General features: G+C 52.6%; 16 protein-coding genes. 4 read left to right on the plus strand and 12 right to left on the minus strand.

All coding sequences use genetic code 11. From position 1 onward, the window contains the following. Positions 1-391: 391 nt before the first annotated feature. The 3 genes from HDF14_RS19135 to HDF14_RS19145 all read right to left on the minus strand — a co-directional run bounded on the left by HDF14_RS19135 (position 392) and on the right by HDF14_RS19145 (position 1409). Positions 392-556 carry a hypothetical protein gene (locus HDF14_RS19135; protein ID WP_183979863.1) on the minus strand — a complete coding sequence of 55 codons (165 nt, stop codon included), beginning with the start codon at positions 554-556 and terminating at the stop codon, positions 392-394. Positions 557-823: 267 nt separating this feature from the next. Then, positions 824-976: a hypothetical protein gene (locus HDF14_RS19140; protein WP_183979865.1), complete on the minus strand. Its 153-nt coding sequence runs from the start codon at positions 974-976 to the stop codon at positions 824-826. Between the two features lie 160 nt (positions 977-1136). Next, a complete protein-coding gene (locus HDF14_RS19145; RefSeq protein ID WP_183979867.1) occupies positions 1137-1409 on the minus strand; it encodes a hypothetical protein in 273 nt (90 codons plus the stop codon). Here HDF14_RS19145 and HDF14_RS19150 point away from each other — a divergent pair. Then, a complete protein-coding gene (locus tag HDF14_RS19150) occupies positions 1408-1869 on the plus strand; it encodes a glycosyltransferase (RefSeq protein ID WP_260698405.1) in 462 nt (153 codons plus the stop codon). The two genes, HDF14_RS19145 and HDF14_RS19150, sit on opposite strands and share 2 nt — an antisense overlap. Before the next feature lie 303 nt (positions 1870-2172). Continuing rightward, positions 2173-2358, plus strand: coding sequence for a hypothetical protein (locus HDF14_RS19155; protein WP_183979869.1), 186 nt, complete (start codon positions 2173-2175; stop codon positions 2356-2358). Between the two features lie 1598 nt (positions 2359-3956). Here the strand turns inward: HDF14_RS19155 and HDF14_RS19160 are convergent. Continuing rightward, positions 3957-4802 (minus strand): hypothetical protein, encoded by an 846-nt coding sequence (locus HDF14_RS19160; protein ID WP_183979871.1) that lies wholly within the window; start codon positions 4800-4802, stop codon positions 3957-3959. 404 nt (positions 4803-5206) lie between these two features. Next, a complete protein-coding gene (locus tag HDF14_RS19165) occupies positions 5207-5788 on the minus strand; it encodes a TetR/AcrR family transcriptional regulator (protein WP_183979873.1) in 582 nt (193 codons plus the stop codon). Positions 5789-7222: 1434 nt separating this feature from the next. Between HDF14_RS19165 and HDF14_RS19170 the strand changes: the two genes are divergently transcribed. Together HDF14_RS19170 and HDF14_RS19175 are read left to right on the plus strand one after the other, a co-directional pair. Further along, positions 7223-10804: a TonB-dependent receptor gene (locus tag HDF14_RS19170; protein ID WP_183979875.1), complete on the plus strand. Its 3582-nt coding sequence runs from the start codon at positions 7223-7225 to the stop codon at positions 10802-10804. Between the two features lie 886 nt (positions 10805-11690). Continuing rightward, positions 11691-13577, plus strand: a complete 1887-nt coding sequence (locus HDF14_RS19175; protein WP_183979878.1) for a PP2C family protein-serine/threonine phosphatase — start codon at positions 11691-11693, stop codon at positions 13575-13577. A 21-nt stretch (positions 13578-13598) separates the two neighbouring features. On the opposite strand, the gene HDF14_RS27690 is transcribed toward HDF14_RS19175, so the two are convergent. The 7 genes from HDF14_RS27690 to HDF14_RS19205 form a co-directional block, all read right to left on the minus strand. Next, the gene (locus HDF14_RS27690) at positions 13599-13817 is read right to left on the minus strand and encodes a flavoprotein (RefSeq protein WP_406707250.1); all 219 of its coding nucleotides are present in this window, start codon (positions 13815-13817) and stop codon (positions 13599-13601) included. Further along, positions 13760-13894 (minus strand): hypothetical protein, encoded by a 135-nt coding sequence (locus HDF14_RS27695; RefSeq protein ID WP_183980156.1) that lies wholly within the window; start codon positions 13892-13894, stop codon positions 13760-13762. The genes HDF14_RS27690 and HDF14_RS27695 overlap by 58 nt, the downstream gene beginning before the upstream one ends. 751 nt (positions 13895-14645) lie before the next feature. Further along, positions 14646-16010, minus strand: coding sequence for a tetratricopeptide repeat protein (locus HDF14_RS19185; protein ID WP_183979879.1), 1365 nt, complete (start codon positions 16008-16010; stop codon positions 14646-14648). Positions 16011-16269: 259 nt separating this feature from the next. Then, positions 16270-18642, minus strand: coding sequence for a hypothetical protein (locus HDF14_RS19190; protein ID WP_183979881.1), 2373 nt, complete (start codon positions 18640-18642; stop codon positions 16270-16272). 81 nt (positions 18643-18723) lie between these two features. Beyond that, a complete protein-coding gene (locus tag HDF14_RS19195) occupies positions 18724-19902 on the minus strand; it encodes a ComEC/Rec2 family competence protein (protein ID WP_183979884.1) in 1179 nt (392 codons plus the stop codon). Between the two features lie 168 nt (positions 19903-20070). Next, positions 20071-22539, minus strand: a complete 2469-nt coding sequence (locus HDF14_RS19200; RefSeq protein ID WP_183979886.1) for a glycoside hydrolase family 2 TIM barrel-domain containing protein — start codon at positions 22537-22539, stop codon at positions 20071-20073. A 216-nt stretch (positions 22540-22755) separates the two neighbouring features. Next, a complete protein-coding gene (locus HDF14_RS19205; protein WP_183980158.1) occupies positions 22756-26064 on the minus strand; it encodes a TonB-dependent receptor in 3309 nt (1102 codons plus the stop codon). Positions 26065-26086 lie beyond the last annotated feature (22 nt).

Here is a 26086-nt window from a genome sequence, read left to right on the forward strand (position 1 = left end):
GTGGATAAGATGGAGTGGTCCGGGAGCTGTCAGTACGGCGCGAGTGACAACATTTAGCAGTGCGAGAAGCCCCAGGATGTTCCAGGCGCCCGCAAGTTTGAGCCCCCATCGTTCGCGTATCGACAACCATGCAATCAGGGGTGCCGACAGTCCTATATAAATGTCGACGTTGGCTCCACCGAACGTCAGCATCTTCGGTACCAGGCCCTCGATCCAGAGCTGATGCAGGAACAACTCCACGCCGACGCGAAAGCATTGCGTGCCCAGGATTAGCCAGAGCGGAAAGGCCAGTATGCCCTGTGCGCTAATAGACGGTCGCACAATGACAAAGATGAGGAACAAAAGGACAGGACCCACGATGAAAGCGATTCCCGGCCGCCGCATTTTTGAATTACCCGAGAATGCCGAAGTGTGCCATCAGGCCGGCGTAGAGAAACCATACGACGAGGCCAGCCAGCACGCCAAGTGCGACTCGACGATTGATGTAACGGTCAATCATCGCGACGACGAATGCTGTCATCAACGCCACGAATCCGAGAAAGAGCGCGGAGGTCATCTGCAATCCTCATTCCTGATCTAGACGACTTCTTTGTGCATCATTGCGATTTTGGAGTCACAACATACCGAGAGGCAGCAGAGGTCCGATCGGCATCAGCTCAAAGGTCAACAGATTAGCTTGCCCAAGTGGCAGGCCTTTAAGAAGCTTGTCCGCCTCGTCGACCGAGTCGACGTTCATATTGCTGTCGTTGTTCCTGCGAGAGAGGCTTCAATGTGCCGACTGCCATTACCTTCATAGTTTTCTCCAATAGATAAAGCTTGAAGATTATTCGTGTACGGCAACAGGCGCGCGAAACAGCGCCTCGTTCTTGACTATGTAGTCCATCATCTCGAGTGGATCCCGGCCGGTGAGCTTCTTCACCATGTCGTTGGTTCCGGAGAAGACTCCGTCGAGGCAATCCTGGCAGACGTATCCCATGTGCTGTTGGAAGTATGGCGTAAATCCACTCTTTTAAGAGAGTCTTGAACGCTTCTATCTCCATAGGGATGTAGGTGATTTTGTTTCCCAAGACCTGCGTCAGCATGTCCGCAATTTCGTACTGGCTCAGTTCCTTAGGACCATAGAGCGGATAGGTCTTTCAGGCGTGTTGGGCTGGATCCTTGAGGATGGCGGCGATGACTCTGCCGAGGTCTTCTCCTGCGGCAGGGGCGTACCGGGCGTCGCCAAATGCGAGGGGGAGGATCTTCTTATCCCGGATGGCACCTGCCATATACATGATCCATTCAGAAAATAAGGTCGGACGCAGATGGGTGACCGGAACTCCTGAGCGGTCGAGTAGGCGTTCTGCGATCCAATGATTCTGAGCAGCGTGACTCTTCGCAGATCTTCGCGCTGAGGCAGTCGGACTCATGCCCGAAATCCAAGTCGTCCTCGCCAAAGGCAGCAACATCGAGCTCGCCGATCTCGGTGTCATCCCGTCCAACGTCATCGTCGTCGACAAAGCGCCTCAGATGGAGCTTCTCAAGCATTCCGCGCTCTGCATTACGCACGCCGGACTCAATACGGCGCTTGAGGCGCTCATACAGGGCGTGCCCATGGTGGCCATTCCCATTAGCTATGACCAGCCCGGCGTCGCAACCCGCATCGCTTATCACGGAGTCGGCGAGTTTCTGGAAGTGGATAACATCAGTATCGATAGCCTCCACGAGTCAATTCAAAAAGTTCTGCGCACCCCGTCGTATCTCGAGAAGGCGCCGTACTTCAGCGAAGTGATCGCGAAGCGCCGTGGGCTCGACGTTGCCCCCGAAGCGATCGAGCGTGCCTTCGAACAAGCTATTGCGAACCGTCCTCTGGAGCTTTCCCGTACCTAAGGAAAGACCTTTAGCCCCCACGAACAAACCCGCCAAACTAAGGTCGATACATGTGGCGGCGAGACTAGGCCTCGACGATCGTGAGACGCACATATAGAAGCCGAGCAGAGCGAGGATACCGCTGGCAAATAACGGCAGCCGACAGCGGCGTCTTAGGAGCTGCACGCTGCTGGGCCTTTTTGACAGCACGTGAGAAAGGTGGCACGAGAAAAGAAGAAACCGATAGGTGCACCCCAGCTGCGGGAAGCCAGGTTCGCTTGCCCTGCGGTGCATTCTCTCGTGCTAGCAGGACTCCCAAGACCAATGCGTGGCCGACCGGCGGAGCGCCAGCAGGAGCGAAGCGAGTTTAACCGCGACCTTGTAGTCGGCAATGCGCCAACCTCGAAGGTCGGCAACCCCTTGATCGAGCGCAAGAACAGCGTGGTCGTTCGGGCGACTCAATCGCCGAAGCCTCAGAAGAGGGAGAGTCGCCGCAGCGGGCGTCAGTAAAGGGAAACAACTTGGGAAGGACAATAACCGCGGCGGTGGCATAGAGTCGAAACTTGAAGGAATCGACGGAAGTGCCGACTTGTTGCACGACGAACGTCGTCACAAGCAAGTGCTTTTTATGGGGCGACACCTTAGTGCAGCAGGGATAGAGCGGCATGTCACCGAGGTCCAGCAGTGTATAAGATGACCGACCGAGGTTGAACTTCAGCCCAACAGTGAGCGAGTTCCCTGAGACCATTTTTCATTCAACCCCAGCCGAGTCTGACCTATGACATAAAATGTTCGATCTGTTCTTGTCGTTATCGAAGGATGACACGAGCTTAGCGAGTTGGACTTGGACAACTTGCCGCTCCTCGGCTGCGTGATGCCTCGAGATTCTCAGTGATCCGCTGTCCGGCCTGAATTGACCGGAGATAATACGCATCAGCACAAATCTCGAATTTCAAGTTGAAATAATGCTCCGCTGGATCAGCGGAGAGAAGTACCTCTCTGATTATTTTGCTACGGTCGTTCTGATTGACCATGGTCACGAAGCCTGAATCTACAATGAGTTCATAATTGCCGGCTGGTAACGTGTGACCCTTAGCCACAAAATTACCCGCCACTTCACTCGTAGATCGGTCTCCGCCGCTGCAGCAATCGCGCCGAAGAGCGCGAATGTTAGTAGAGTTTTTATCATGGTTGATCGCATTTAATCTTCCTCTGCAAAAAAAACACTTGTCCGCGCTATTTATTCCATACGCCAAGTTGCTGTCCTTAGTGCCGATGAATGGAACCGATTTAGAAATGTTCGAGAGATCAGTAAACTTCTCGTGTTTCCCGTCTGACAACTAGTCGGCCCCACAAGATAAGTGTTTCGCCGCGCGCGACATTTATCCTCTAACAAATCAAGTCGGGGCATACTGAGATGCGATAGCTTGTTTGTCCGGAGAACCAACGTCTCGATGGCCCAACAAGCAGATTGTCTCTGCAGTTTGCTCGCTGGTTTTGATCAGCCCAGTCAGTTCTGGACAGACACCCCGGATGCCATTGAAAAGCGTCTGACTTATCCCGCCGTCTCATACATATGTGGCGATATCGATCTGCACAGCATCGGGCCGTATCCTTATTGAAACAAAATCCGGCCCGTCGATATAGATCAGGAACTCGAAAAAGCGCGGAATCACTGTCGTGATTTTAAGCACGCTGCCTAGGCATCGGGTTAAGAGGTGACACGAGATGCAGTGGTCAGAGTCGATCGAGAATGTTAGCAAGTCTTGGTCGTCCTGCCACCACCACATCCTTGAGATAGTCACCTTGGCTGTTGACCGACTCAGATGGCGCATGTCAGGGATGCTGCGACCGATATCTTGCCAACGTGGTTCCAACTTTTACCCACTGTGCCTTCAGCTTGATGACTTGCGAGTGGAAAAGACAGAGGGCTAATAGTCTTTCCTTGTGAAGCATCAATATTCGCGTATCGGTTGGTTGAGGGTGGGGAAGGAGCGTGCCCGGGATTCTGACTAGGCTGTCCCAGGTCCGTTCTTGAACGACGACAGACCGCCACAGTGGGTGTGCGGCGCAAGAAGTTTGTCTACCTCCGCGAAGCGCTTCTGTACTTATGGGAAGATCAACGGCTCCCAGCGTCTCAGGGTCTTTGCGTTCACATCGTTCACTTGTATGACCAGATCTCCATGATGTTGCTTCAGGACCTGATGCCACGCAACGAGCTCCGCAAAATCCTCTTGGGCTGACGCCGTCGCATATAAACTCACAAATGGAGTCTGAGCAAGCGCATCGTATAAGGTTGCAGCCTGCCTAACCGCAAACGGGCGCCCTCCACGGAAGAACGTTGTCGCCGCGACCGAAGACGCCAGCTGGGGGACCATCCTTCTTTGACTCGTCCAGATATCGGCAACAAATCGGCTGCGCGGCTCCGTCGTGATGCCGCAAATCCTGTCCATCACATGCGTGGATTCATGAAGCAGCACGTAAGTCAGAGCATCGGTGCCTGTACCTTCGACCGTGACTGTAATGCCGGAACCATCGTCTGTGAAGACCCTGCGCTCTTTGGTTGTTAGAAAAGTCGAAAGCGACTCTTCCAAAATGCTGGCGCGAAGCGTAATTTCATAGAACCCTGTCTTTGCAGTTTGCGAAGTCAGCCCCGTGCCTTCACCCGGAATGCCGTCGACAAACGCGAGGAGGTGCATATCGTTCTCGAGCACCCGCCTGTTCAGAGTAGGCAGGGAAACCAGCACGGCCTCAATCTTAGCTCGCTCGGCGGCAGTTAGCATGTGTGGTCTGACATCTTCCATTCCGGCTTTTTTGAACTCGTCGACAGCCTCGTCAGATGGTGGCCCTATTCGGGCCATCAACGCTTCCACTCCGACGGGTTCGCTCAGCGGAGAATTTTGCTGCGTTGCGTGCGCCAACGGCATCAAGGCGATGCCCAGTGCGGCGATCAAAATCCGCCGGCTCGTCCATCGAAAAAATGCTCTAGATTTGTGAGAACCATTGCGATTGCTATCTTTGTACTCAGTATTCGTCCGTGAGCAGCTTGAAATCTCAGAATTGCAAAAGTTCGATATCATTGTATCCTTGGCCAGGCGTTCTTTATATTCCTAGTTCCGCTTACTCACTTTACTTCAGCATCTCTTTGCTCCTGGGTCAACTGATCCGATCACCCTGCCTTGCTCAGACCTTAGGGAAGAAGCCTCCGCTGGCGACGCCCGTCTGACCTGCAGTTGTCATAGACAATCTTCAAACCTGCGAAGCGTTGCGCACTAAGGCAAGCCTTGTGGGAACGCTGGCACGATTGGCAGATCGGCAATTACCTCGTGCTCTTTGGAGCGCCCTGCCGACTAATAGGTTAGGGAGCTACTGTATCGAGATAGGAGTTGAGGTGCCTCCCGGCTCCCTTGAGAAAGCCTGATTTCCCATCTACTCGGTCTAGGGCCATCGCTCCCTCAAGCAGAGCGATTATAAGGGTAGCCGCTTCTTGAGGGTCAACTGCCGCCCTTATCTCCTCTCTGTCCTGACCATCTTCAAAGATTTTTTGTAGATACAGGCGCCATTCCTTAAGAGCTTTTCGGGCCATTTTCTTGAGCGCCGGGTTGCCGTTATCATTGTCGGTAATCGCGTTGAGCAGGGGGCACCCACCGTCAAAAGACGGGAGTGTCACAACGTTTGCGACATGGACTTTCAGCTTCTCGATCGTATTCGTAACATTATCCATCCTCGCCATTCGCGCGCTGCTGGTTTCGTTCCACGCATATTCGAAGGCTGCAACAGCAAGAGCCTCTTTATTGGGAAAATGGCCGTAAAGGCTTCCCTTTTCCAACCCGACCGCCTCCACAATATCCTGCATGGTACAGCCTTCGTATCCCTTGCGATTGAAAAGCGGTGCAGCCTTGGCGATGATCCTGCTCCGAGTCTCCGTTCCCTTGCTCATATCGATCTTAATCTCTTCCTTTTAGTGTGACATGACAACTGGCTTGATGAAGGCGCCCCGACACCAATCACGCTGGTTAGGCGAACGTACTCTTGATATAGCGGTACCTACGTTATTTGTCACGACTTGGTTTAATACTTCACATTTTGATGTCAATGACCTCAGGTAGATGTTTCAGACCATCGACAGCGTCCCCAACTTTTGTACCGAGACTGACATTATCATCCAACCGTGCGGAATGGGTGGCAGCATCGGCGCAGAGTAGCGGGGGCTGTCTTCAGATTCATACAGGAATAAATCCTCACCAGAAAATGATCTTTGTTCATGACGTAGGAATTGTTGTGTGAGACGGAAAGACGCAGAAGACGTAGCCGTTCATCGACAACCTTGGCCGGAAAAGAGTTGGTCTCGTCGACGGCGATTCGAGCGAGCGGCGGAAATAACGGGCCTCGTCACGGACGCCACTGCTGATATAGTGCAGAGTTCGACGACACTGCATGACCGTTACTTGTGCTGGCGAGGATGCGCTCGGGTTGGTGAGCTTCATGGTCAAGCTATAGTTTCGGGAGGCTTATGGGTCCAAGACCGCGTTTCTCCGGAGCATCAGAAGACTAAAGCCAGTCAGGTATGAATTCTAAAGAGAGATGTTCTAGCCGAACAGGGAAGAGAGGCGCCGATTGTGCCCTCTAGAATAACTGGCGGATCCTGCCGCCGGTAGGATCTCGCGATCTCAGCACCTCACCACAGACGTTGCCTCAAACGCATCGGATACATAATTACCGACCGTTCGATAATTCTATACAAGTAGACAAAAACGTGACAACTAAAAGCCGGCCTGCTGTTAATACTATTATTCAGTCGGTTTTCCTGAGCACGTGACTTGCTGCTACGCGAATGCGTTTTCAGCAATCCTGCCTGCGGCATCTGAAGGTTCGTCTCCTATGGTCTTGGACGGATCGCTCTGCTGTACTTCTTGCCCGTTTTCGCGGGCGATGCTTATTCAAAATGCAGGCTAGCTGAGCAACCACTTCCGGCATAGCGATTAGGGATACTTGGATCACGGTGATCGGATCTGATTACTGAACGTTCAGTGAGGGCGAGGTAGCTGTTCTTTTTCGTTGAAACTCATTTGAGTTCTAATGGTGTTTTTGCTTTTGCAACAACCGACTGGTCGGAAGAGCTCTGGTTTTTTTGCGGAGGCTCTTGTTTTCTTGGGTGGCCCGGAGTTTCATGGAGAGAATTCGATGTACAGAAAGGCATATTGGTCCAATCGTCAGAATCGATATTTCCAAAACGTGTTTAAACCCCTGACATCGGATATCTCAAATAGTGACCAATATTTGAGAATAGCTTCTCAATTACATGCGTGGGATTGAGCATCTTCTCTACTTGGTTATTGAATGCATGAATTCTTACTAGAAGTTCGGAGAATAAATGAAAAAACTAATAGTGCACGCAGTCTTCTTCTTCGTTACGGTTGGTATCAGTTGGGGACAGGCTACGTCGGTAAATGGCGGATCGATCCAAGGAACGATCACGGACTCTTCAGGCGCAGTTGTAGCCGGTGCGACTCTTATTATTGTCGATCCGGATACCGGTTCGAATAAGGCGGTAAAGACGGACTCAGCTGGTTTCTACAGCGTGGGCCCGCTCAATCCAGGCAACTACACGGTCAATGTGACTGCAGAGGGTTTTAATCGCTTGTCTACTAAGACGGTGATACGTACTGGCACGGCCACGAGCGGCAGCTTTCGGCTGCAGCTCGGTTCGACCACTGAGACGATAGAGGTGAACGCCACCGCTCTTCAGGTGAACACCGACCAAGCTGGGGTTAGTGACGTCATCACCAAAGAACAGATCGATTCGCTACCAGTGAACGGGCGTAACTTTTTAGATCTTGCTCAGATTGAGCCGGGTGTCATTCTTCAGAGCGGTGAGTCGTTTGATCCGACGAAAGCTGGCTATTCTGCTATTTCGACCAGCGGCATTTCGGGTCGTACGACCCGCATCCTTCTGGATGGACAAGATATTACAGACGAAACTGTTGGAACGACGATCTTCAATGTGTCGCAAGGCGCTATCGGAGATTTTCAGCTTAACCGCTCAACGCAAGACGTTTCAGGTGATGTCACTTCCACCGGTCAAGTGCTGGTCTCCACCAATTCCGGAACAAATGCCTTCCATGGCCAAGCCTTCTATCAATTCCAGGACCACGATGCGCTATTTGCGAGAACTCTGGGCGGCCTCGATACCCCATTCCAACGCAATCAATTCGGTGGGAGTGTTGGTGGGCCCCTCATCAAGGACAAGCTCTTCTTCTTCGGAAATGCGGAGCGTATTAAGCAGGAGTCCCCACTTGCCGTTCCGCTGGCTTCTACCTTTGCTGCAATCAAGGCTGCTTTTCCGTCGGTTCCGTCTCCCTATAGAGAGACATATTCGACAGTTCGTATCGACTATAATGGACCTAAAGTGGTTCATTTGTTCGCTCGCGCCAACTACGACGTGAATAGTTCCAGTTCGAACTTCGGCCAAGGCTACGAGATTTACAACAATCGGGATAACACACCAGGTCTTGCCGGCGGAGCCGACTTCTCCACTGGACATTTCACCCACTCTTTCAGAGGCAGCTATGAGAAGTTTCATAACCTCCTGCTCGACGGAACCCTAGGAAACAATGCCGTCTACAACGGTTTCCCTGGTTTGAACTTCCGGCTGGCAACGGCCAATCTCTTCTCGGGCCCGAACGTCGATGCTCCTCAAAATACTTTCCAGTCGGACAAGCAGGTTCGCTACGACGGTAGCTGGACTAAAGGCTCCCACCTTATTCGCTATGGTTATAGTTTCAATCGCATTCTTGGCGGTGGCTTTGCGAATTTCTTTGCGCTCGCTCCCCGTATTACGCTCCTCACCAGCACACAACTTGCGAATTGTGGGGGGGATCCTAGTCAAGGATCCTGTCCTTCAGATCCTTTGAATGGGTATTCTGCGTCGACAGCACGTTTAGGAAATGGTCAAGGCTTCTCTACAGAGAAACCGGGCTTTAATCTGCCGGGCGGTGGAACTGAAGACTGGCGTCAGGGCGCCTATATATCCGATAACTGGAAGATCCGACCAAGCTTCACGCTGACCGCGGGTCTCCGCTGGAGCGTGGACACAGATCGAGCGAACCAGGATCTGCCGACTCCGCTTTGCTCCGATGTGGCCCCCTCGCTTACCGCTCCTTGTTCCGGAAATGCACCTCTTCTTGACCAGTTCTTCCCCGGCTTTGGCAAGAAAGTGCACCAACCCTACGCGAACTTCGGACCTCAGCTTGGCTTCGCGTTTAGCCCTGGTGACCATAAGACTGTCGTCCGCGGAGCTTTTGGTATCTTCTACGAAAGCGACGTCTTCAACAATACTACTAACGCGCGCGCAAATATGATCAAGACGGGCCTGTTTGAAAACGATCTATCCATCTGTGGCGGCGCCAATACACTGAGTTTGCCTGATGGCACGGTAGTGTCTGAGGATGGTGGAGTTTCTATCGCAACAATTTGCTCAGAGCCTCTTAGCCAATCCGGTCAGCACTTTATTAATTTACAGAACAGATTCCAAGCTGTGACGAAATCGGTGGGGCCTGCCAGTAACGGCAGCTTCGTTGGAAACACCCTCACTGTTAGTAGTTCAGCCTACGCTGCTCCCTATCGAACCCCATATTCTGAACAGTGGAATGGCGGTATTCAACGCGAACTCTTTAAGGGGGGAATACTGTCGGTCGATTACGTCCACAATTCAACGCTTAAGATCCCACAGCAGATCGATGTGAACCGTGACGGCGCCGCCCGTACACTTAATCCTACGGCGGCTCGAAACGCCATAACCGCCACAACCATCGCCCGGGGCTGCGCCGGAGGAGCAAGTGGCGCGGCGATCAACTGTTCTATTGCCGCCGGAGCTTCGATTATTGACTTTGCCGGAAATGGTCTTGATTCGGGTAACAACTTTCTCAGCGCCAACCCTGCTTCCTTCAAAGGCGAGACTGTTGCAACAGGGGCAGCGTTTCCGGGGATCAATCCGCTTCTGGGCGAAGGCCTGTTTCTCCTTCCTGTCGGTCGTTCAGGGTACGATGCGTTGCAAGTCGTTCTTCGTCAACAGAAGGCACACCCGGCTCCCGGAATCATGTCTTCCAATGTGCAGATCTCATACTCGTTGTCGCGTATCGTTTCCACGGCAAATCCTGCGATCAACAACGGTAATACCGGCATCGGCGATCAGTTCTTCTCGTCTTCATCGTATGACTACGACCATCCCACAGCATTCCAGGGGCGGAATGGATTGAATCATACCCACCAGGTTTCTTTCGGCGGTTCGGCAACTTTGAAGTACGGCCCGCAGATCGGGATCATTGGCCATTTTTATACGGCAGCAGCGTCTGATCTGAACCTCGACAACGGTGGAATTACTGGCGATCCTACGGCTGGCATCTTCATGTCCGATGTGACTGGCGACGGTACCATCGGCGACCTGGTTCCTGGAACGAATCCTGGGGCGTTTATGCATCAGTTCAATGGGAGAAACCTAAATAAGTTGATCTCTCAATACAACGCAACGCAGGCTGGGCAGCTAACGCCGGCGGGTCAGGCTCTGGTCGCCGCAGGGTTGTTCACACAGGGGCAACTCAGCGCTCTTCGGGCCACACAGCAGCCGATCGCACCGTTACAGGAAGCGATCGGACCTCAGAATTCGTTTTATCGGAGTCTTGACTTGAACGCTGCCTACCCCATCCGACTAAGTAGGTTTCGGGAAGGCATGTCGCTGGTACCAGCAATCGCATTCTACAACGTTGGTAATTTCTCAAACTTCACCGACTATAGCAATGGCACCTTGGCAAACACCACAACCGGCAGTTCCATTGGCCTGCTAAATGGTCCAAATGGCTTCGATGTTCACGATCAAAATCGCGTCCAGCGCGGTTCAGGTACGTCAGACATCGGAGGTCCCCGTACGACCGAATTCCAACTTAAGTTGAACTTCTGATTGTTATTCATCTGCCCCCAAAGGGGAGACTTCGATCTCCCCTTTTTTTCCTAGACACTGTTCAAAGAGTTCTTCACCGCGTCGACAGCAGGACACCGGTACTTGCTTACTGTCAGAGTAAAAGTGGCGGCCGCAATTGAAGCTTATGAAACCCCACAGTGCTGCACTCCCAGACCCACTCGAAAATACAACACAGCTTGTGAAGAAGAAGATAAAACGTCTCTTAGATCAAGACACTGCAGAGCACTGACCAACATTGAGGAAGCATCCCGTGTGCCGCTTGCAGGCGGTCGATCCGAAAAGATTAAGACCGCAAATAGAGTTTGGGCAGCGTGGAAGCATTCGATTCAAAGTCTGACATAGTTTAAGACAATTAGCTGACACCTTCTCCTTGAGTTTGGAACAACATTAGTAAACGTGTCGAGGGACGCATCATAATGATGCCAGCGAAAAGCGAGGTTGGAACGGTATAAACCGCAGTGGCGTAGCAAACAAGGATCGATAGATGCCATCCCTGATAATTGCATCAAGCCTGATCGGGACGCATACCATAGAGATTGCGGGTTGAGCCGCTCTGTTATTTCTTACAGTCCAAAGAGCTCGCGGCGGATATCGAACAACTGCGACACAGCCCCCGTAGCGCTATGAAATCTATCCTTACAGGATCGGCGGCGCGCGGCCATTGCGCTGCCGTGGGCCGATCATGACCTCATGGCAGTAGGATTTGTAACCAAAGATGAGAATATATCCTGAAAAACCATCGAAACCATGTGGGTCTTACCAACTCCCAAATCGATTTTCGAAGGCAGCGTCAGACAGGCTCGCTCAGAGGATGACAGGAGTTCGCCGGCTTTATCGGCGGTTGCGGAGCATGCGAAGACCGCTGATGGTTGCCTTGGCGCTGACGCCTTTCCTTGCTCCGATGAGTTGGCTCAACGCTCAGTCTTATCACTTGGTCGCTCCGGGGCAGTGTGTCTTCCGCGCTGGCGACAATCCTCGATGGGCGGATCCGAGTCTCGATCAATCGCAATGGAAGCCCTATGAGACTTGGAAGCTGACGCCGGACGAGCCTTCCCTCTGGGTTCGTTGTCATATAGCCGGAGCGACGTTGCAAAGCTTGTCTCATCCAGCGTTGCAGGTCAGCGCGAGCGCCGGTTACGAGCTTTTTCTAGAGGGCACATCGATCGGCGCCAGCGGCAATCTGAGGACCGGCCAGTTTTCTGAAGCCAGAGCTCAGACCTTCGCAGTGGCAAGCCGCAATAACGCAACTCCATCCGGCGACAACAACGTCATCGCGGTGCACGCAGTGTACGGCAACCTCGATGCGTCCGATCCTATTGAACTTTTCGTGGGGGAGCAGCGAAGCCTTGGCGAACGGTATGACGCACTCGTATTGGGGGCAATCAAGAAGTATTCGTTTTTTGTAATAATATTCGGGATCGTCGGACTTACCGGTTGCGTGGTCTTCGGTCTCTATTTGAATGACCGCAGCCGTCTCGAGTTTCTTCTTCTGGCCATCGCCTGCTGGTGCGTGGCAATCTTTCGCATTGCAGGAGCTTGTACGAGTTTTGGGGTCCCATTCTCCTCCGTCACGTACTTGGTTATTGTAGCGATCGGCCAGGCGTCGTTAGTTGTCGTGCAGCCCTGGTTTATGTTCCGGCTTGCAGGTAGACCCGTTCCGTGGTTCACCCGTGTCGCGGCGCTTTTAGGACTTCTCACCCCACTGGAGCACGTTTCGGCCTTTCTGCCTGCTGCCGCTAGCCTACATCTGCAGGCAGGCTTCGCTCCCATCTATGAAAAGCTCGGTCTGTGCACAGTTCTGATCTCGCTGTCACCCTTCTTTGCATTCGCGCCGCTGTTCCGGAACCGAACGTCGTCCGGGTCTGAAATGCGTGCCGTTGCCATCTGCTGCATGGCTTGGGGAACGGCAGATGCTGTCTTTTTCACTGGCGTTTTTCTCGCAGACAACACCTCCTTACAAGCGGCGTTTCATCGGTATTGGGAAGACCCTCTTCTTGAGGCTCGCGTCTTTACCACCGTAACGGCTGTGATTGCATTGCTGGCGCTGCTCTTCCGCAGCCAGCGCGCCGTAGCTCAGGAGCGGGCTCTGCTCGCCGGCGAGATGCAGGCTGCGCGGGAGATCCAGGGCTTGCTCGTCAACTCCACGGTGCAAGTGGCGCGAGGACTGACCATGGAAGCCGTCTTCCATCCTGCTAGAGAAGTCGGCGGAGATTTCTATCGCTGCCGCCTGCTGCCGGATGGCACTCAGCGCATCCTGCTCGGCGACGTCAGCGGAAAAGGCGCGGCCGCAGCCATGACTGCGGCCATGCTGCTTGGCGCGACCGAAGGCCATGACAACGATTCGCCGTCGACCCTTCTCGGCCATCTCAATCACGTCTTCAAACACAGCGGTCTCGGCGGATTCGCCACCTGCCTCTGTCTCGATGTCCGTGCCGACGGTCAAGCCACGTTCGCCAACGCCGGCCAACTTGCCCCTTATCGCAATGGCAAGGAGCTTCAATGCGATCCCGGTCTTCCGCTAGGCATCCTTGAAACTGTCTCATACTCTGAGACGACGCTGCAGCTCGCTCCTGGCGACCAATTGACCCTTCTTTCTGACGGAATCCTCGAAGCTCGCAGCGCCTCCGGCGAACTCTTCGGCTTCGACCGCACCGCGGCCATCAGCACACAATCGGCAGAGACCATCGCGCGTGCCGCACAGGCCTTCGGACAGGACGACGACATCACCGTCCTTACTCTGAGTAGGCTTTAATGGCCTGAAAATTTCCTTGCCTCAACGCACTCGTCGTATGTTTAGTCTGGTTGAGAAGATCGTCGATTGTCTTGGTTGATGGTAGAAGGCCGGGGTTGGTGGAAGTACGGTCGCCCCAGCGAGGGTGACCGTCTCCAGGTTACGTATGTGGATCAGGCTCAGCGGAGTCTCGCGTGTGACGGCTACGAGCTTGCGGCGCTCCTTAAGGCATACGTCAGCGGCGCGAGTAAGCAGGTCAATGCTGGTGCCCGCGGCGATCGTGGCTTTGCATCAAAGGCCTTTCCAAACTCCGGGAGATTCGAGACGACGCCATTGATGCGAGCGTAGTTGGGGGAATGAGTTCTGTCGCCACTGTGGTATCACCTACCAACCTGATCCGCGACTGCCGGGAAAACAATCCTCGACGAGTCGTGCCTGAATGGATTTACGATACCGAGACCAATAGACGGAAGGATGGTGGATGACTAGAACAGATTGACATGCAACGTTGTTTGGGCCACGGAAGATAAGGGGCCTGCTCGCGCGGATCTGTGGCATAGAACCAGTTCAGAGGTGTGGTTAAAACTATACCCAACAACACACGCATTCCCTTCGCGTGAGACGATCGCGTCCTTTCGTGCCTTGAACCTGTGCCATCAATCAGATTCGCGCGGCGTTGAAGGACGACGCGGTAGGTGCCTTCCGGCAGTTGTGCGAGATCGAGAGTTTCGCCGTAGTGCGATATGCAGCCGGTGGCTGATCAGCAAAGGCGGCGTAAATTACTGGCCATCACTGAACTGATCTACGAGCATGAAGTAAATGACTTGATCGCGCCGATCCGCGGGAGGTGGGCTGTATGATTCGCGACGTGGCAGAGAGACCGCACGCACGCCCTGCGAGCGGCAGGGAAAGCATTTGGGTGTAAAGCTCAAGAGGTAACCCCCGATTACTCGTCCTGAAGAAATTATTCTCTGGGCCGATGGCTGAACTGTAACACGGGACTTCAAGTAAATCGGTAAACATTTAGCGATTCCTGGCATTTCTGGGCGGCCTGCCACCTCGATGTCATGCGCGTACATTTCGGTGTTGTCAAAAGCTTTGGTTTGGTTTGAGCTGTTCTGCAATTCGCAATTTGCGAAGGAGTTCTCCAAGGTTGTCCTTCATGATCTTGTACTTCTTGTATTCAGCAACTTCGCGCTTGGCATCTTCGGTTCTGCGTGCATCTCTATACAGCAAGCCGAGTCTATAGTGAGAACCAGCATTTGTAGGATCTAGCTCTACAGCTCGCTCCATAAGCGCCAGTGCCTTCTCGGACTGGCCCATCCGCTTTAGTGCACTAGCTAACCCCATCGCCGCTTCTGCATCTTTGGGTTGAAGATCGAATGCGTGCGAGTAGTCAGCGTAGGCAGTTTTAGTGTCACCGCTCTTCGCGGCTATCTCTCCCAATCTGACTTGCGCCTTCTCTTGATTCGGATCTTCAATGAGCGCGGCGTTATACTCCGCCTCCGCTTGCTCCTGGAGGGTCGGAGAGTCGGAGGTGTAAAGCATTTCTCCTAGTTCAAAATGAAGATTTGGGTTATTTGGGCTCAGTTTCAAGGCCTGATGGTAGCTTGCAATCGCTGCTGTTGAGAATCCCTGTTTGGCTAAAATATGTGCGACTGCCTGGTATATTTCGGGAGTGTTCGGTGAGCACGTCGCCAGCTGGAGAATTGTTTGATCAATGAGATCAGAGTACAGCCGGTACACCTTAAAAAGGCTATTGCTATCCAGCTTCGTCGGGTCGGAGGCTGTAGAGAGGTAGTTGTTTGAATCGGGCCTCGGAGGTTGGGGGTTCGCAATGAGTGACAGACGAAGCTGTTCGGCAACCTCTGCGCTATCCGGGTGCTTAGCCAATTTCTGTGCCATTAGATGCTCGGCAAGTTCGTGCACCGCCGCCTGATGCATCTCGTCGCTGTCGGGCGCCATCATTGCCATCGTCAGCACAGCTTGGCTGGAGAGATCCGAGTAGACTCTGAAGGCTGTGTACAGCAGCTTCGCGTCCTTGGCACTTACACTAAGCATGGCAGAGATGATCTCGGCGGCCTTATCGAGATCCCCCGTCGACGAGTAGCTTGTTATCAGATCATTACCGACATCAATTTGTATTTTTTTATCAGTCAGGTTTGGAAAGGCTGCTGCAAGGTCGTTGCGGCCCGCACTGTCCTCCCCAACGCGCATCTCAGAGATACCAAGCAACGCCTGAATCTTCCACAGGTTAGGCTTCAATTCCAACGCGACCCGTAGATGCGGTAAAGCGCCTGCATAGTCGCCACGAAAGAAAAGCAGTACACCAAGATTTCCACGTGCCACAATATTCTTTGGATCGAGCGAAATGATTGCATCAAGTTCCGAAAGTGCCAGTTCTGGCTTTCCTTCAGCCAGATAGTGTTGCGCTGAGAGGGCATGAGCTTCCACTCGGCGCTGATTATCCAAATCCGTTTGAGATTGTAAAGGTCTAACCATCTGGACCAAAAAAATTATTAATGTAATAACTTTCCGCGCAGAAAACCTTCGGCGTGTCGTAAATCCCAATCGGTCGGCAGCTGGGTTCATAGGAACTACCTGCTCTTATCGTTTAGATGTGCCAATTAGTGAACATTTCGCCGGGAATTTTCGTGCTGCTTTCTCCGCGTTTAATGACGACCATGCGAATGCAAGTAGAAATCACTCGTCGTCAGAAAAACACATTCCATTCCACATCCTTGGATACTGAAGCTGTGAAGTCCACCGTAAGTAGACTTCCATCCGTTCGCATTGTCGCGCCCTCCGGGCGGTTCCCCATCTTCACAGACTTCCCGCTGAAGCCGTCTGGAACATAAATGCGCAGCTGATAAGGATCTCCCGCAACTGCTCGCGAGATCCCTTGGAGCACTTTTTTCTCTGCATCGTATCTTGAATCTTTCACGTCGAACGCCATGTGACGGACATGCCGACTCGTCGAGACTAGCGTCGGATAAGGCTGCCTCTCGACGATGCTGTACACGTCGCAATCGTAGGGATTCAAAGGACGGATCGTGAACGTTCCTTTGAAGCTCCCAATCAACTTCTTGGTCCAGAATTCATACACGATGTACTCCTTGTCAGGGGCGAGGCGAAGATCGTCCGCCGCGTCTAACTTCGCTTCGAAGATATCGCGACTCACTTTTCCGGTGAAATTGAATACAGCTAGAACATTCCATTGCCCAAACGCCCGCTCTATGGGCATGTTCCAGATATGAGCCGGCTTGCGAATGAATAAGTCCACTGGATAAGCCACGTCCATGGTGGGCGGGCTGATGCGTTTCATCAACTCAATCCGATCTTCAGGATATGGCACGTCGAACGCCTCTGAGATGAAAAGAGTGCTTCCCGCAATCGCATGAAACACCGCTGTAACTTTCGCTTCGCCATAGCTATAAAGCTTTCCATCCGATGAGTTGTATTTATAAATATGGAAGCCGTCACCATCGTTCCAGAACACCCGACCATTGTAAAAGGCGCGGTTGGCAGAGCCTAAAACCGATTCGGTGAAGAGTCCAGTGAACTCGGTCTGCGTGAGCGGAGAGATGCTAGCCTCGTAACCATGGTCAGCATCTTCTGAGATTCGGCAGATATCGACAATGCCGTAAGAATGATCTACCGGTTGCATGTTTGAACGGACAACTTTGCGAGGAGACCTCTGATCGATAGCTTCACGCCATGGCATGCCGCCCGCGTGATAGGTCTCCATTGAACTCATATAGGGATTGAACTGTCCCGGCCACCTATCCCACCAATCTGCAAAGTCCATCTCTGCCCTACCCGTCTCGCCCGGATCCGTGCAGGCCCATTGAAGCGCACGCTCTCGCTCAAGCCTGATGGTTAGGGGATTGGAGAAATCGATGACGCGTTGGCCCCCGTATTTTGGTGTGCGAATAGGCAAGAAGCACTCGACGGGGTATGTGACTCGTGAAGGCCGGCCCTGTGTTGCTCCGCCAGAACCATAAAATCCGAATGTCCCCTGCTGCCCGGGTCCACCCATGCCCCAGTAAAAACTGCCCAGGCCGTTATCCTCAAAAAACTTCTTGGCATTGGCAGCGCTTCCGCCTGACATCCACCCGTGATACCGACTATAATTGTTCGCCACCAGCTCTTGGTCGTCTAAATTGATCGGCCGTCTCTCCTTCAGCCGAATGTCATGTGCGATCGAGATCAGGTCAGCCTGATGCTCCATCGCACGCAACGCATCGTAGTTGAAGCTGATCAGCAGCTTCTCCCCCTTGAAATTAGCTCCCTTGGGGACGGTCACTTTATAGCTGCAGTATCCTCGAACCTTCATTCGGTCTGGGCCTTTCCCTCGCCAGCCCTGCGTCACTTCGAACCTTGATGCGCCCTTCGACGTTGTTATATGCCCCATCAGCAAAGAATTGCCCGTATCCATATCTCGTACCACATGGTTCACGGCATAAACTTTGGATGTAATCAAGCACTCCACTGGCAAGAGATCGTAGTAATCACGATTACGGGACTGAGTGCCGAAGCTGATCCATTTGTCCGTGGTTCCACCGAGACGCACGTCCGACGAAACAAAATAATCCATATCCTCGAGATCGATCGGCACCTCGGTCTGGTTGCTGCGACCCAGACTTACCAAGATATCGCTTCCGCTTTTGCTGCAAGAAAGCTCAAACTCGAAGTCGAGGTGCCCCGCCTTCGCGCCATGCAACGTCACTTTATCGAATGACCCGAATTTGGTTGATTCATTCCTGCGAAACGAACTGCTTACTTTCCATCCCACAAAATCGTCGCCAGGAAGAAAATGTACGTTGTTGATTTGCATTTCGCTTCCCTTTAATTCAGCGGACCATCGGCATGTAACAGGATCCACGGTCACTTTAAGCTTGTCAGTTTCGAACTCGATGATCTTCTCTGCCGGATAACTAGTCTTATTGCTGGGCGCCGAAGCAACTTCCGCCGGAAGCAGGTTGTTCAGAAATGAAATCGATACCATAGCTGCGCCTTGCGCGGCTTGCGTAAGTACTTTCCTTCGTGTAAACGGTTCGCCTGAAGCGCTCTTTTTCTCCGACATGTAAATTTCTCCGCGAATCCTCTCCTAATGGCATCCGCTTATAGCGGTCTATTTATTGTCGGCCTGCAAGCACGGCCTTTTCTAACGCGCGATATATGTAATGGCTTCTCCAATTCGATCGTTCACTATATTGAACTGCCCCTCTCGAAACACGTTCGCTTCGAGCATGAATCCTTTATCGTCGGTTTGTGTAGCGCCATATCCTGCTGGACCCACGAGATTGGCAATTCGCGGGGCTTCTGTGTTGTGACCATCAGCTTCCTGAGCATAATGAAGCTGCCACAGGACCGGCTTGTTAGGGGCAGTGCGGATCAGATCGAGCACACGTACGGTAGCGCCTTTTGTGGATCCGTTGTCCATAATGGCAACCTGCGGAGCGATGCCGTCTACAAGCGCTGGGCTGGTGCTCGCCATCATTCCATGGTTGCCGACAATAAAGATATTGACATGTCCAATCTTGTTCATGGGGCACATCAGCATACGCTCGCGATCCCAAGTCAGATCGCCCGCATCCAATATGCGCACGCGCCCGAACTGAATGACCACCGCAAGGGATCGCCGGTTCTCCGTCATATCTGGGTCTTCAAGACCGGCGATAGTCTGATCTATTACTCCGCAGGAAGGATTCGCGGCGCCCGCCCTAGGGAGCGAATGATCAATCACGTCCCCATCACCGCTGACCACCATTGCGTCGAGACCGCGAACTGGCAGCCTCTGTCCTGGGTGAAGAATGATGTGCGTGTAGTTCATCGTGGAGAGTATTTTTTGATATGCATCGTAACCGGCCTGCGTAGATTGCCAGCCCTTTTCCGGAGCTTGCTCCCGATTTGGCCCATGATCTAAAAATGTTCCTATGGGTATTCGTGCAGCGAGTTCGGGGACCCCTCCCACATGGTCCCCGTGATAATGAGTAATCAGGACGTAATCCAATCGCTGTACACCGGCCTTTCGGGCCGCAGCAACAATTCGATCGGCATCGCGGCTGCCGTGGCCCGCAAATCCTGTATCTATCAACAGCGACAGTCCACTAGGTGTTATGAAGAGGGTCGCCTGGCCGCCTTCCGTATCGACAAAATAGATTCGCAGCGCAGCCCGACCGTGACCATCTTTTCCCTTAGCAGATAGTGGTCCCAGTAGAACCAAGCAAAGCGCCGCCATCGGAGTGAATCGCTTTGACTTCAACCTCCGCACCTGAAAGTGTGCAGATGCTCTCATGCGACACGTCCGGGCACCTAATAGTTTTTTGATCGCTGCAATCATAAGCTCACCTTCACCTCTCACGGTTGAAGCTTCATTTCCAGACGATCAAGCAGGGACACTTAGCTTGTCTGTATTAATAGATCAGCACTCCTCGAAAGAGGAGTGCGACCATGCTCGGCAATAAAGATTTGAGATCTCCAGATCATACTCAGTCGACCTCCATCTGCATCACGCACGATCCTCTGTCGTGATCGTGACTGATGCGCCGGTAAGCGACAACGACGACGCCGTGAGCCGGATCTCACCCGGCCGGCCGTTCGATTGGACCAAAGCCAATGCTCGGCCAAGGAAAGCTCTGCGTTGGGTTCCCTGATAACTTTCGTGGCTGTCCTGCTGGCCGTTGTCTAATCCGACTATTCGTCCTGGCCCGCTGAGTTCGAAGACAACATCGTTGTCGGAAGTAGGAACGACGCGGCCGTTCTTGTCGATAATCTCAACGGAAACATGGGAAAGATCGTCCCATCTGGTGTTGATGTGTGTTCGGTCGGCGGTCAGCCGAATCATCGCTGGCTCGCCTGTGGTGATTTGTTCCACTGTCAGCACAACCTGACCGTCTTTCGTGCCGACGGCTTTCAGGGTACCTGGCTGATATGGCACATACCATGCGAGATGAAGATCGCCCGTGGTTTGCAGTGCCTTCGTCCGGAGTGGAAAATTTGAGTACTTACCCTCCATCCCGGTTTCCGGAAACATGAAACCCTGCGCACCGAGGCTCTTATCATTCAGGAATAGCTCGACCGTGTCGCAGTTCGTAAAGCAAATCACAGGAATGATCTCTCCTTCTTTGCCGGCCCAGTCCCAATGGGGGGAGAGGTGCAGCACAGGGGACTTCGTCCAGATACTTTGATAAAAGTAATAACCATCTTTCGGCATGCCACAGGTATTGATCACACCGGAACTAGATCCCTTCGCTGGCCATTTTGCTTCACCGAGGTAATCAACGCCAGTCCACATAAAGTCGCCACTCACGTAATCATTGATTTGCGTGATTCGTTGCAATTGCTCGACCTCGATACGTGTGTTCGAGAAGGGCCTCCCATGGTAAGGTGAAGTGTTGTGCCCGGGTGAGAAGCTGGGCATCGCTCCATTTTCCGTTCCAATGAAACGCCGGTGGGGGAAATCGTGGCGATCGATGCTGTAGAACTTCTCGCGTCGGTCACGCCAGCGGCTGACGTAGTTGTATCCCACAACGTCGAGTTCAGCGAGAAACTGCGGGAGCGCCGAATTAGGCTCTGCGGCGATCTGGTCGCACGCCACAGTAACCAAGCGTGTTGGATCGTTCTTGTGAAGGATATCCACCAAGCCCTTCAACGTTTCTGTGCCTCGGGACACATCCTGGTCCGGAACCTCGTTTCCAGCACTCCAGATGATAATCGACGGATGATTGCGATCTCGGGCGATCATGTCTGTAAGGTCACGCACCGACCATTCATCGAAATACCGATGGTAGCCAAAGACAGGCGTCTGTGATTTAGGCTCGCGCCACTCGTCGAAAGCCTCGGCCATCACAAAAAAGCCCATAGTGTCGCAGAGATCGAAAAACTCGGGCGCGTGTGGGTTGTGACTGGCACGGATTGCATTACAGCCCATTTCTTTAAGAACCGACAATCTTCGCTCCCAGATTCTCACCGGAACCGCAGTTCCCACACACCCCCCATCGTCATGCACACATACGCCATTGAGCTTGACCCGCTCTCCATTTAGAAGAAATCCCTTGTCCGCATCAAATTCAACCGAACGAATTCCAAAGCGAGTAGTCACGCCATCCACCTCTACACCTCCATGACTCAGCGCTTGGCGAGCGGAGTAAAGTATGGGCGTGGAAGTGGACCACAGCTGAGGTTTCGGTACCTCCATATGTTGTACAAACACATGATCGCCACCTGCCGGAATCTCCGATTCAATCTGCGCAGACTGAATCTCGCTGCCACTCTGGTCGACGATGGCCGTGGTCAACCTACAAGTTGCCGGATTTGCAAGCTCGTTCCGTACACGTGTGGAAACCTCGACCATTGCGCTCTGTAGATTGATCTGAGGAGTGGTGATACCTGTACCCCACTGCTCGATGTAGACCCTTCCCGTGTTGATTAGCCAAGTATGACGGTTGATCCCAGAGCCCGAGTACCAACGCAGATTTGGCTGATGTGAGTTATCTACGCGCACTGCGACAACGTTTGACTCCCCGCCAAAACGAAGATGCAAGCTGAGGTCATAGTAGAAGGTCGTGAAACCGTAGGGACGCATCCCGAGATGCTCGCCGTTTATCCAAACATCGCTGCACTGGTAGATGCCGTCAAATTGCAGCAGAATACGCCGGCCTTTAAAGCTACGGGGAAGCCGGAAAGACTTGCGATACCAACCGATGCCGGTAGGGAGGTAAGCACCCTCACTCCCTGAAGGTTCATCTTCGTTGAAAGGTCCGGCAATACTCCAGTCGTGGGGCAGCCTCGTAGGCGTCCAGTTTCCATCTTTAATAATCGGAGATTGCGCATTGACGATGTCTCCTTTCGAAAAGCTCCATCCGTCATCGAAGGTCGATAGACGAGCAGGCGTATCGTGCAGTAGGATTTCGCCATGAACAGGATCGTTGTCCAGTCCTATCGCCGACGCGACCCCGATAATCGATGCCTTTTCCAAAAACGCTCTTCGCGTCAGCTCGTATGGCATATATCTGTCATTCCCCCTTGCGTTCTATTGAGATAAACAACTCACACGCGAATCTAATCGCGCAAACATCCCCCCTGCTTTCATTCATATGCAAGCGATGCGCTCCTGCTCAAATGGCGCGGTCGATTCGGCTAACCACTAATGGATAAGGATCAATAACGGAGGCTCCGTCATCTAGCGCAATCATCAGTAGGTCAGACGTCCGGACAGTTGCATGGTTCGACCTCCCACCGTAGTTGTACTGATCACTCCGCCACCCTGATTGACGTCTTGGCTCGGCGGCCCGAAACTGGGGTGATTGATCACATTGACTGCAGATATACTTGTCTCAAAGTTAACGCTTTCCCATATATGAAAGGTTTTAGCCAAAGAGGCGTTGAAGCTGGTAAACGCCGGACCGATCAAGCTATTCCGGCGAGAGTTACCAAACGTACCCGGTGCTGGAACTGCCCATGCTGGTGTGCAACCGGGCGTCGATAGACTGCCGTTGGCCAGAATGGTGCAGCTGTTGAACCATTGCGTAAGGGAATGATGTTGCGACTGTGAACCCCCCACGATGTTTGGATACCAATTTCCGGCTTGGGAAAAAGAGTTATTGGGGCCGCCAATCAATGGGGTGAAAGGATTGCCACTCTGTACGATGAAATCGGCGGATACTCGCCACCCACCTACTATCCGATCTGCGAGCTGATTGTTGTTCAGGAACATCGCACTTTTCCCGAACGGCAAGTTATAGATCACACTTCCCTTAACTGCATTGCGGATGTCGAAGTTTGACGACCCATAGTTTGCGCTGGGATTATAAGAATTCTGGAACGGCTGGACACCGCCTCGCCCGTTCTGAGATCCCGAATCCATGTCATCCAAAAAATGCGACCAGACGTAATTCGCATTGAAGCTCACACCGTGACTCGTGCGCTTTTGCATCGTCATCTGTAGCGAGTTGTAGTTTGAGACTGCATTATTAGTACTACCGGAGATTCCTTGGAATTGGGGATAAGGCCTAAAGGCGAGATCGTGTGCAGACAGATCTGCCTCCGGTATCTGATTGATATCGACCGGGAAGTTCAGGTTTACACCATGACTAGCCACGTACGCGATTGTTGCCGACAGGTTTGATCCCAACTCTTTCTGTATTTCAACGTTCCATTGGTATATTTTGGGCACCGGGGTGTGGTACTGGTTGTAACTAACGCTTTGTCCATTGAATGCGGTTGGCGATGTGGTCGGTGCGTTATAGGGCAGATTAGAACCATTGCCGGATAGTATGAGTATGGGTGTAACACCATTTGTTTGATCAGTGAGGCTTCCGCTCGAATTGAATGCCTGGCCCTGACCGACGCCGTAGCTGTCTAGACTCCAGTTATAGGCATACAGTCCCCATCCACCCCGAACAACGAGATCGGGACGTAGCTGATAGGCGAAACCTAGCCGCGGCAGAAATGTATCGTAGATTGTGGACTGCAACGCAGTTCGGCCGTTGGCAGCTGTCTGCGCATACCACATCGCGCCGAGGTTGTTGGAAGCAGGGTTAGAAATAGTCGGATCGAAGATTCTCTGATTCTTCTTGGCGTCGCTCCAACCTGTCTGAATCTGATACCGCAGTCCGATATTCAGTGTCAGATTCGGTCTGACTTGATAATCGTCCTGGATAAAAACTTGCGGCCCCTTTTGGCGTGCGGCATACTCCGGCGATACGCTCGCCGACCAGTTCTGGGTTTGTCCCAAAAGAAAATCAGCATATGACACTCCGGTGGAACTATCCCCAATGGTTGCTTGTGTATAAGCTCCGGTATATCCCACCGTAGCTCCATTGATGTTGTTCCACGGGGCCGAATTGGATTCATACATCAACAATTCGCCGCCAAAATGCAATATATGTTTTCCGCGGATCATGCTTATCACATCCGATGGATCAAAGACATGTTGTCGAAATGCCGCGTTCGTACCCACAACAAGGCCGGTAAGTGTCGTTATATTGACGTTCGGAAAGATATCGGCTTTCGAGTATCCGATGCCAAGCTTGGAAGGGAAGCCTTGGCCAAGCGTTTGGGACGCATCTGTAATGTCTTCCCCGGTATAGCCCATACGAGCTTCGTTGATTAACTTCGGACTAATTGTCCAGACATCACTGATCTGGGCATTTGTCCTGTCGGTCCTGCCGGTATAGCAGCTGACAGGACAGTTGCCGTCGCCAGGGACCAAAGCCGAAGGAGAGTGGCGCTGAGTGACGCTGAACGTAAGCCGGTTGTTCGAGTTGACGTTATAGTCCGAGCGCACAAAATATGACACTTGAGGTGCAGTATTCGCAACTTGGTAATAATAATTGTTAGTTGTGATCCCATTTATGGTTGTACCGGGAACATTGGGTAGCGGGAAATAGTTAGCGGTCGCGACCGCAGCCGTATCGAAGAGGCCCGAAGGGATCTTATTGCCGTTGTTATATTCGCTCGCGAAAGACTGGCGTTGAACTACAGGACCACTTGCAGTTTGAACGACGGTCTGAGTTGTAGGATCGTAGACCGTTCGCTGGCCAGTGAAATCGCCGGCACGCATAGCCAGCGTAGGTTCGGTCTCGAAACCGGTGGATTGAGTGTGATCTACGATCTGATCGTAATCGAAGAAGAAAAAAAGTCTTTTTTTCAGAATCGGGCCTCCGATAGAAGCGCCGAAGTTGTTGTATCGAAGAAGCGGAACTGTCTTCAAATTAAAGTAGCTCCGCGCATCGAGGGCGTCATTCTGCCAAAATTCGTAGGCTGCGCCGTGAAAACTATCTGTTCCGCCCTTCGTAATCTGGTTAAAAATGATGCCTCCGACTCCGTATTGGGCAGAGAACGTCGAGGTGCTCGCTTTCACCTGGTCGATCGTCTCAAAGATGAGGGCATTTGCGTTTCCGCTCTGGGCGAGTATGGCGGACGCACCATCGTTGAGCATGCTGCTGTAAGGCAGATTGCCGTTCGATGACACGTTCTCTATTCCCGTTGCTCCATACGTGTAGGAGGACGTCGTTGTAGTTCCGGGCATCAGCGTGGTGTAGTTCTCCCAATCGACAGTCGGTGATCCCACCAGTGGAAGTTCGCGCATTGTCTTGGCGTCTAAGGTCGTGGATTGTTCCGCATCCGTCGTATTCAGTAATGGAACGTTCTCACTGTCCACCACGACCGATTGATTGACCGAACCTATCGTTAGTTGAGCATTCACCATTGTCGTTCCTACTTCGACCGTGACACCTGATCGTTCAAACTTCGAGAATCCACCTTTCTCGAAGAGAATTTGATAGTTGCCTACGACGATCGAAGACGTGTCGTATAAACCTTCTTGGTTCGTCATGTAGTTTTTCGAGATACCGGTGGCGGTATTCGTAACGGTCACTTTTACCTCGGGTAAAGATGCTCCTGATGTATCGGTGACAGTACCGCGTAAATCGCCCGAGTTGGTACTCTGCGCGAATGCGACTCCCAACCAAGCCGCCGATAAAAGCGCTGACAATAACATGACTGACCGTTTTGTTCGCACA

Source organism: Tunturiibacter gelidiferens (assembly GCF_014201335.1).
GTDB classification, from domain to species: domain Bacteria; phylum Acidobacteriota; class Terriglobia; order Terriglobales; family Acidobacteriaceae; genus Edaphobacter; species Edaphobacter lichenicola_E.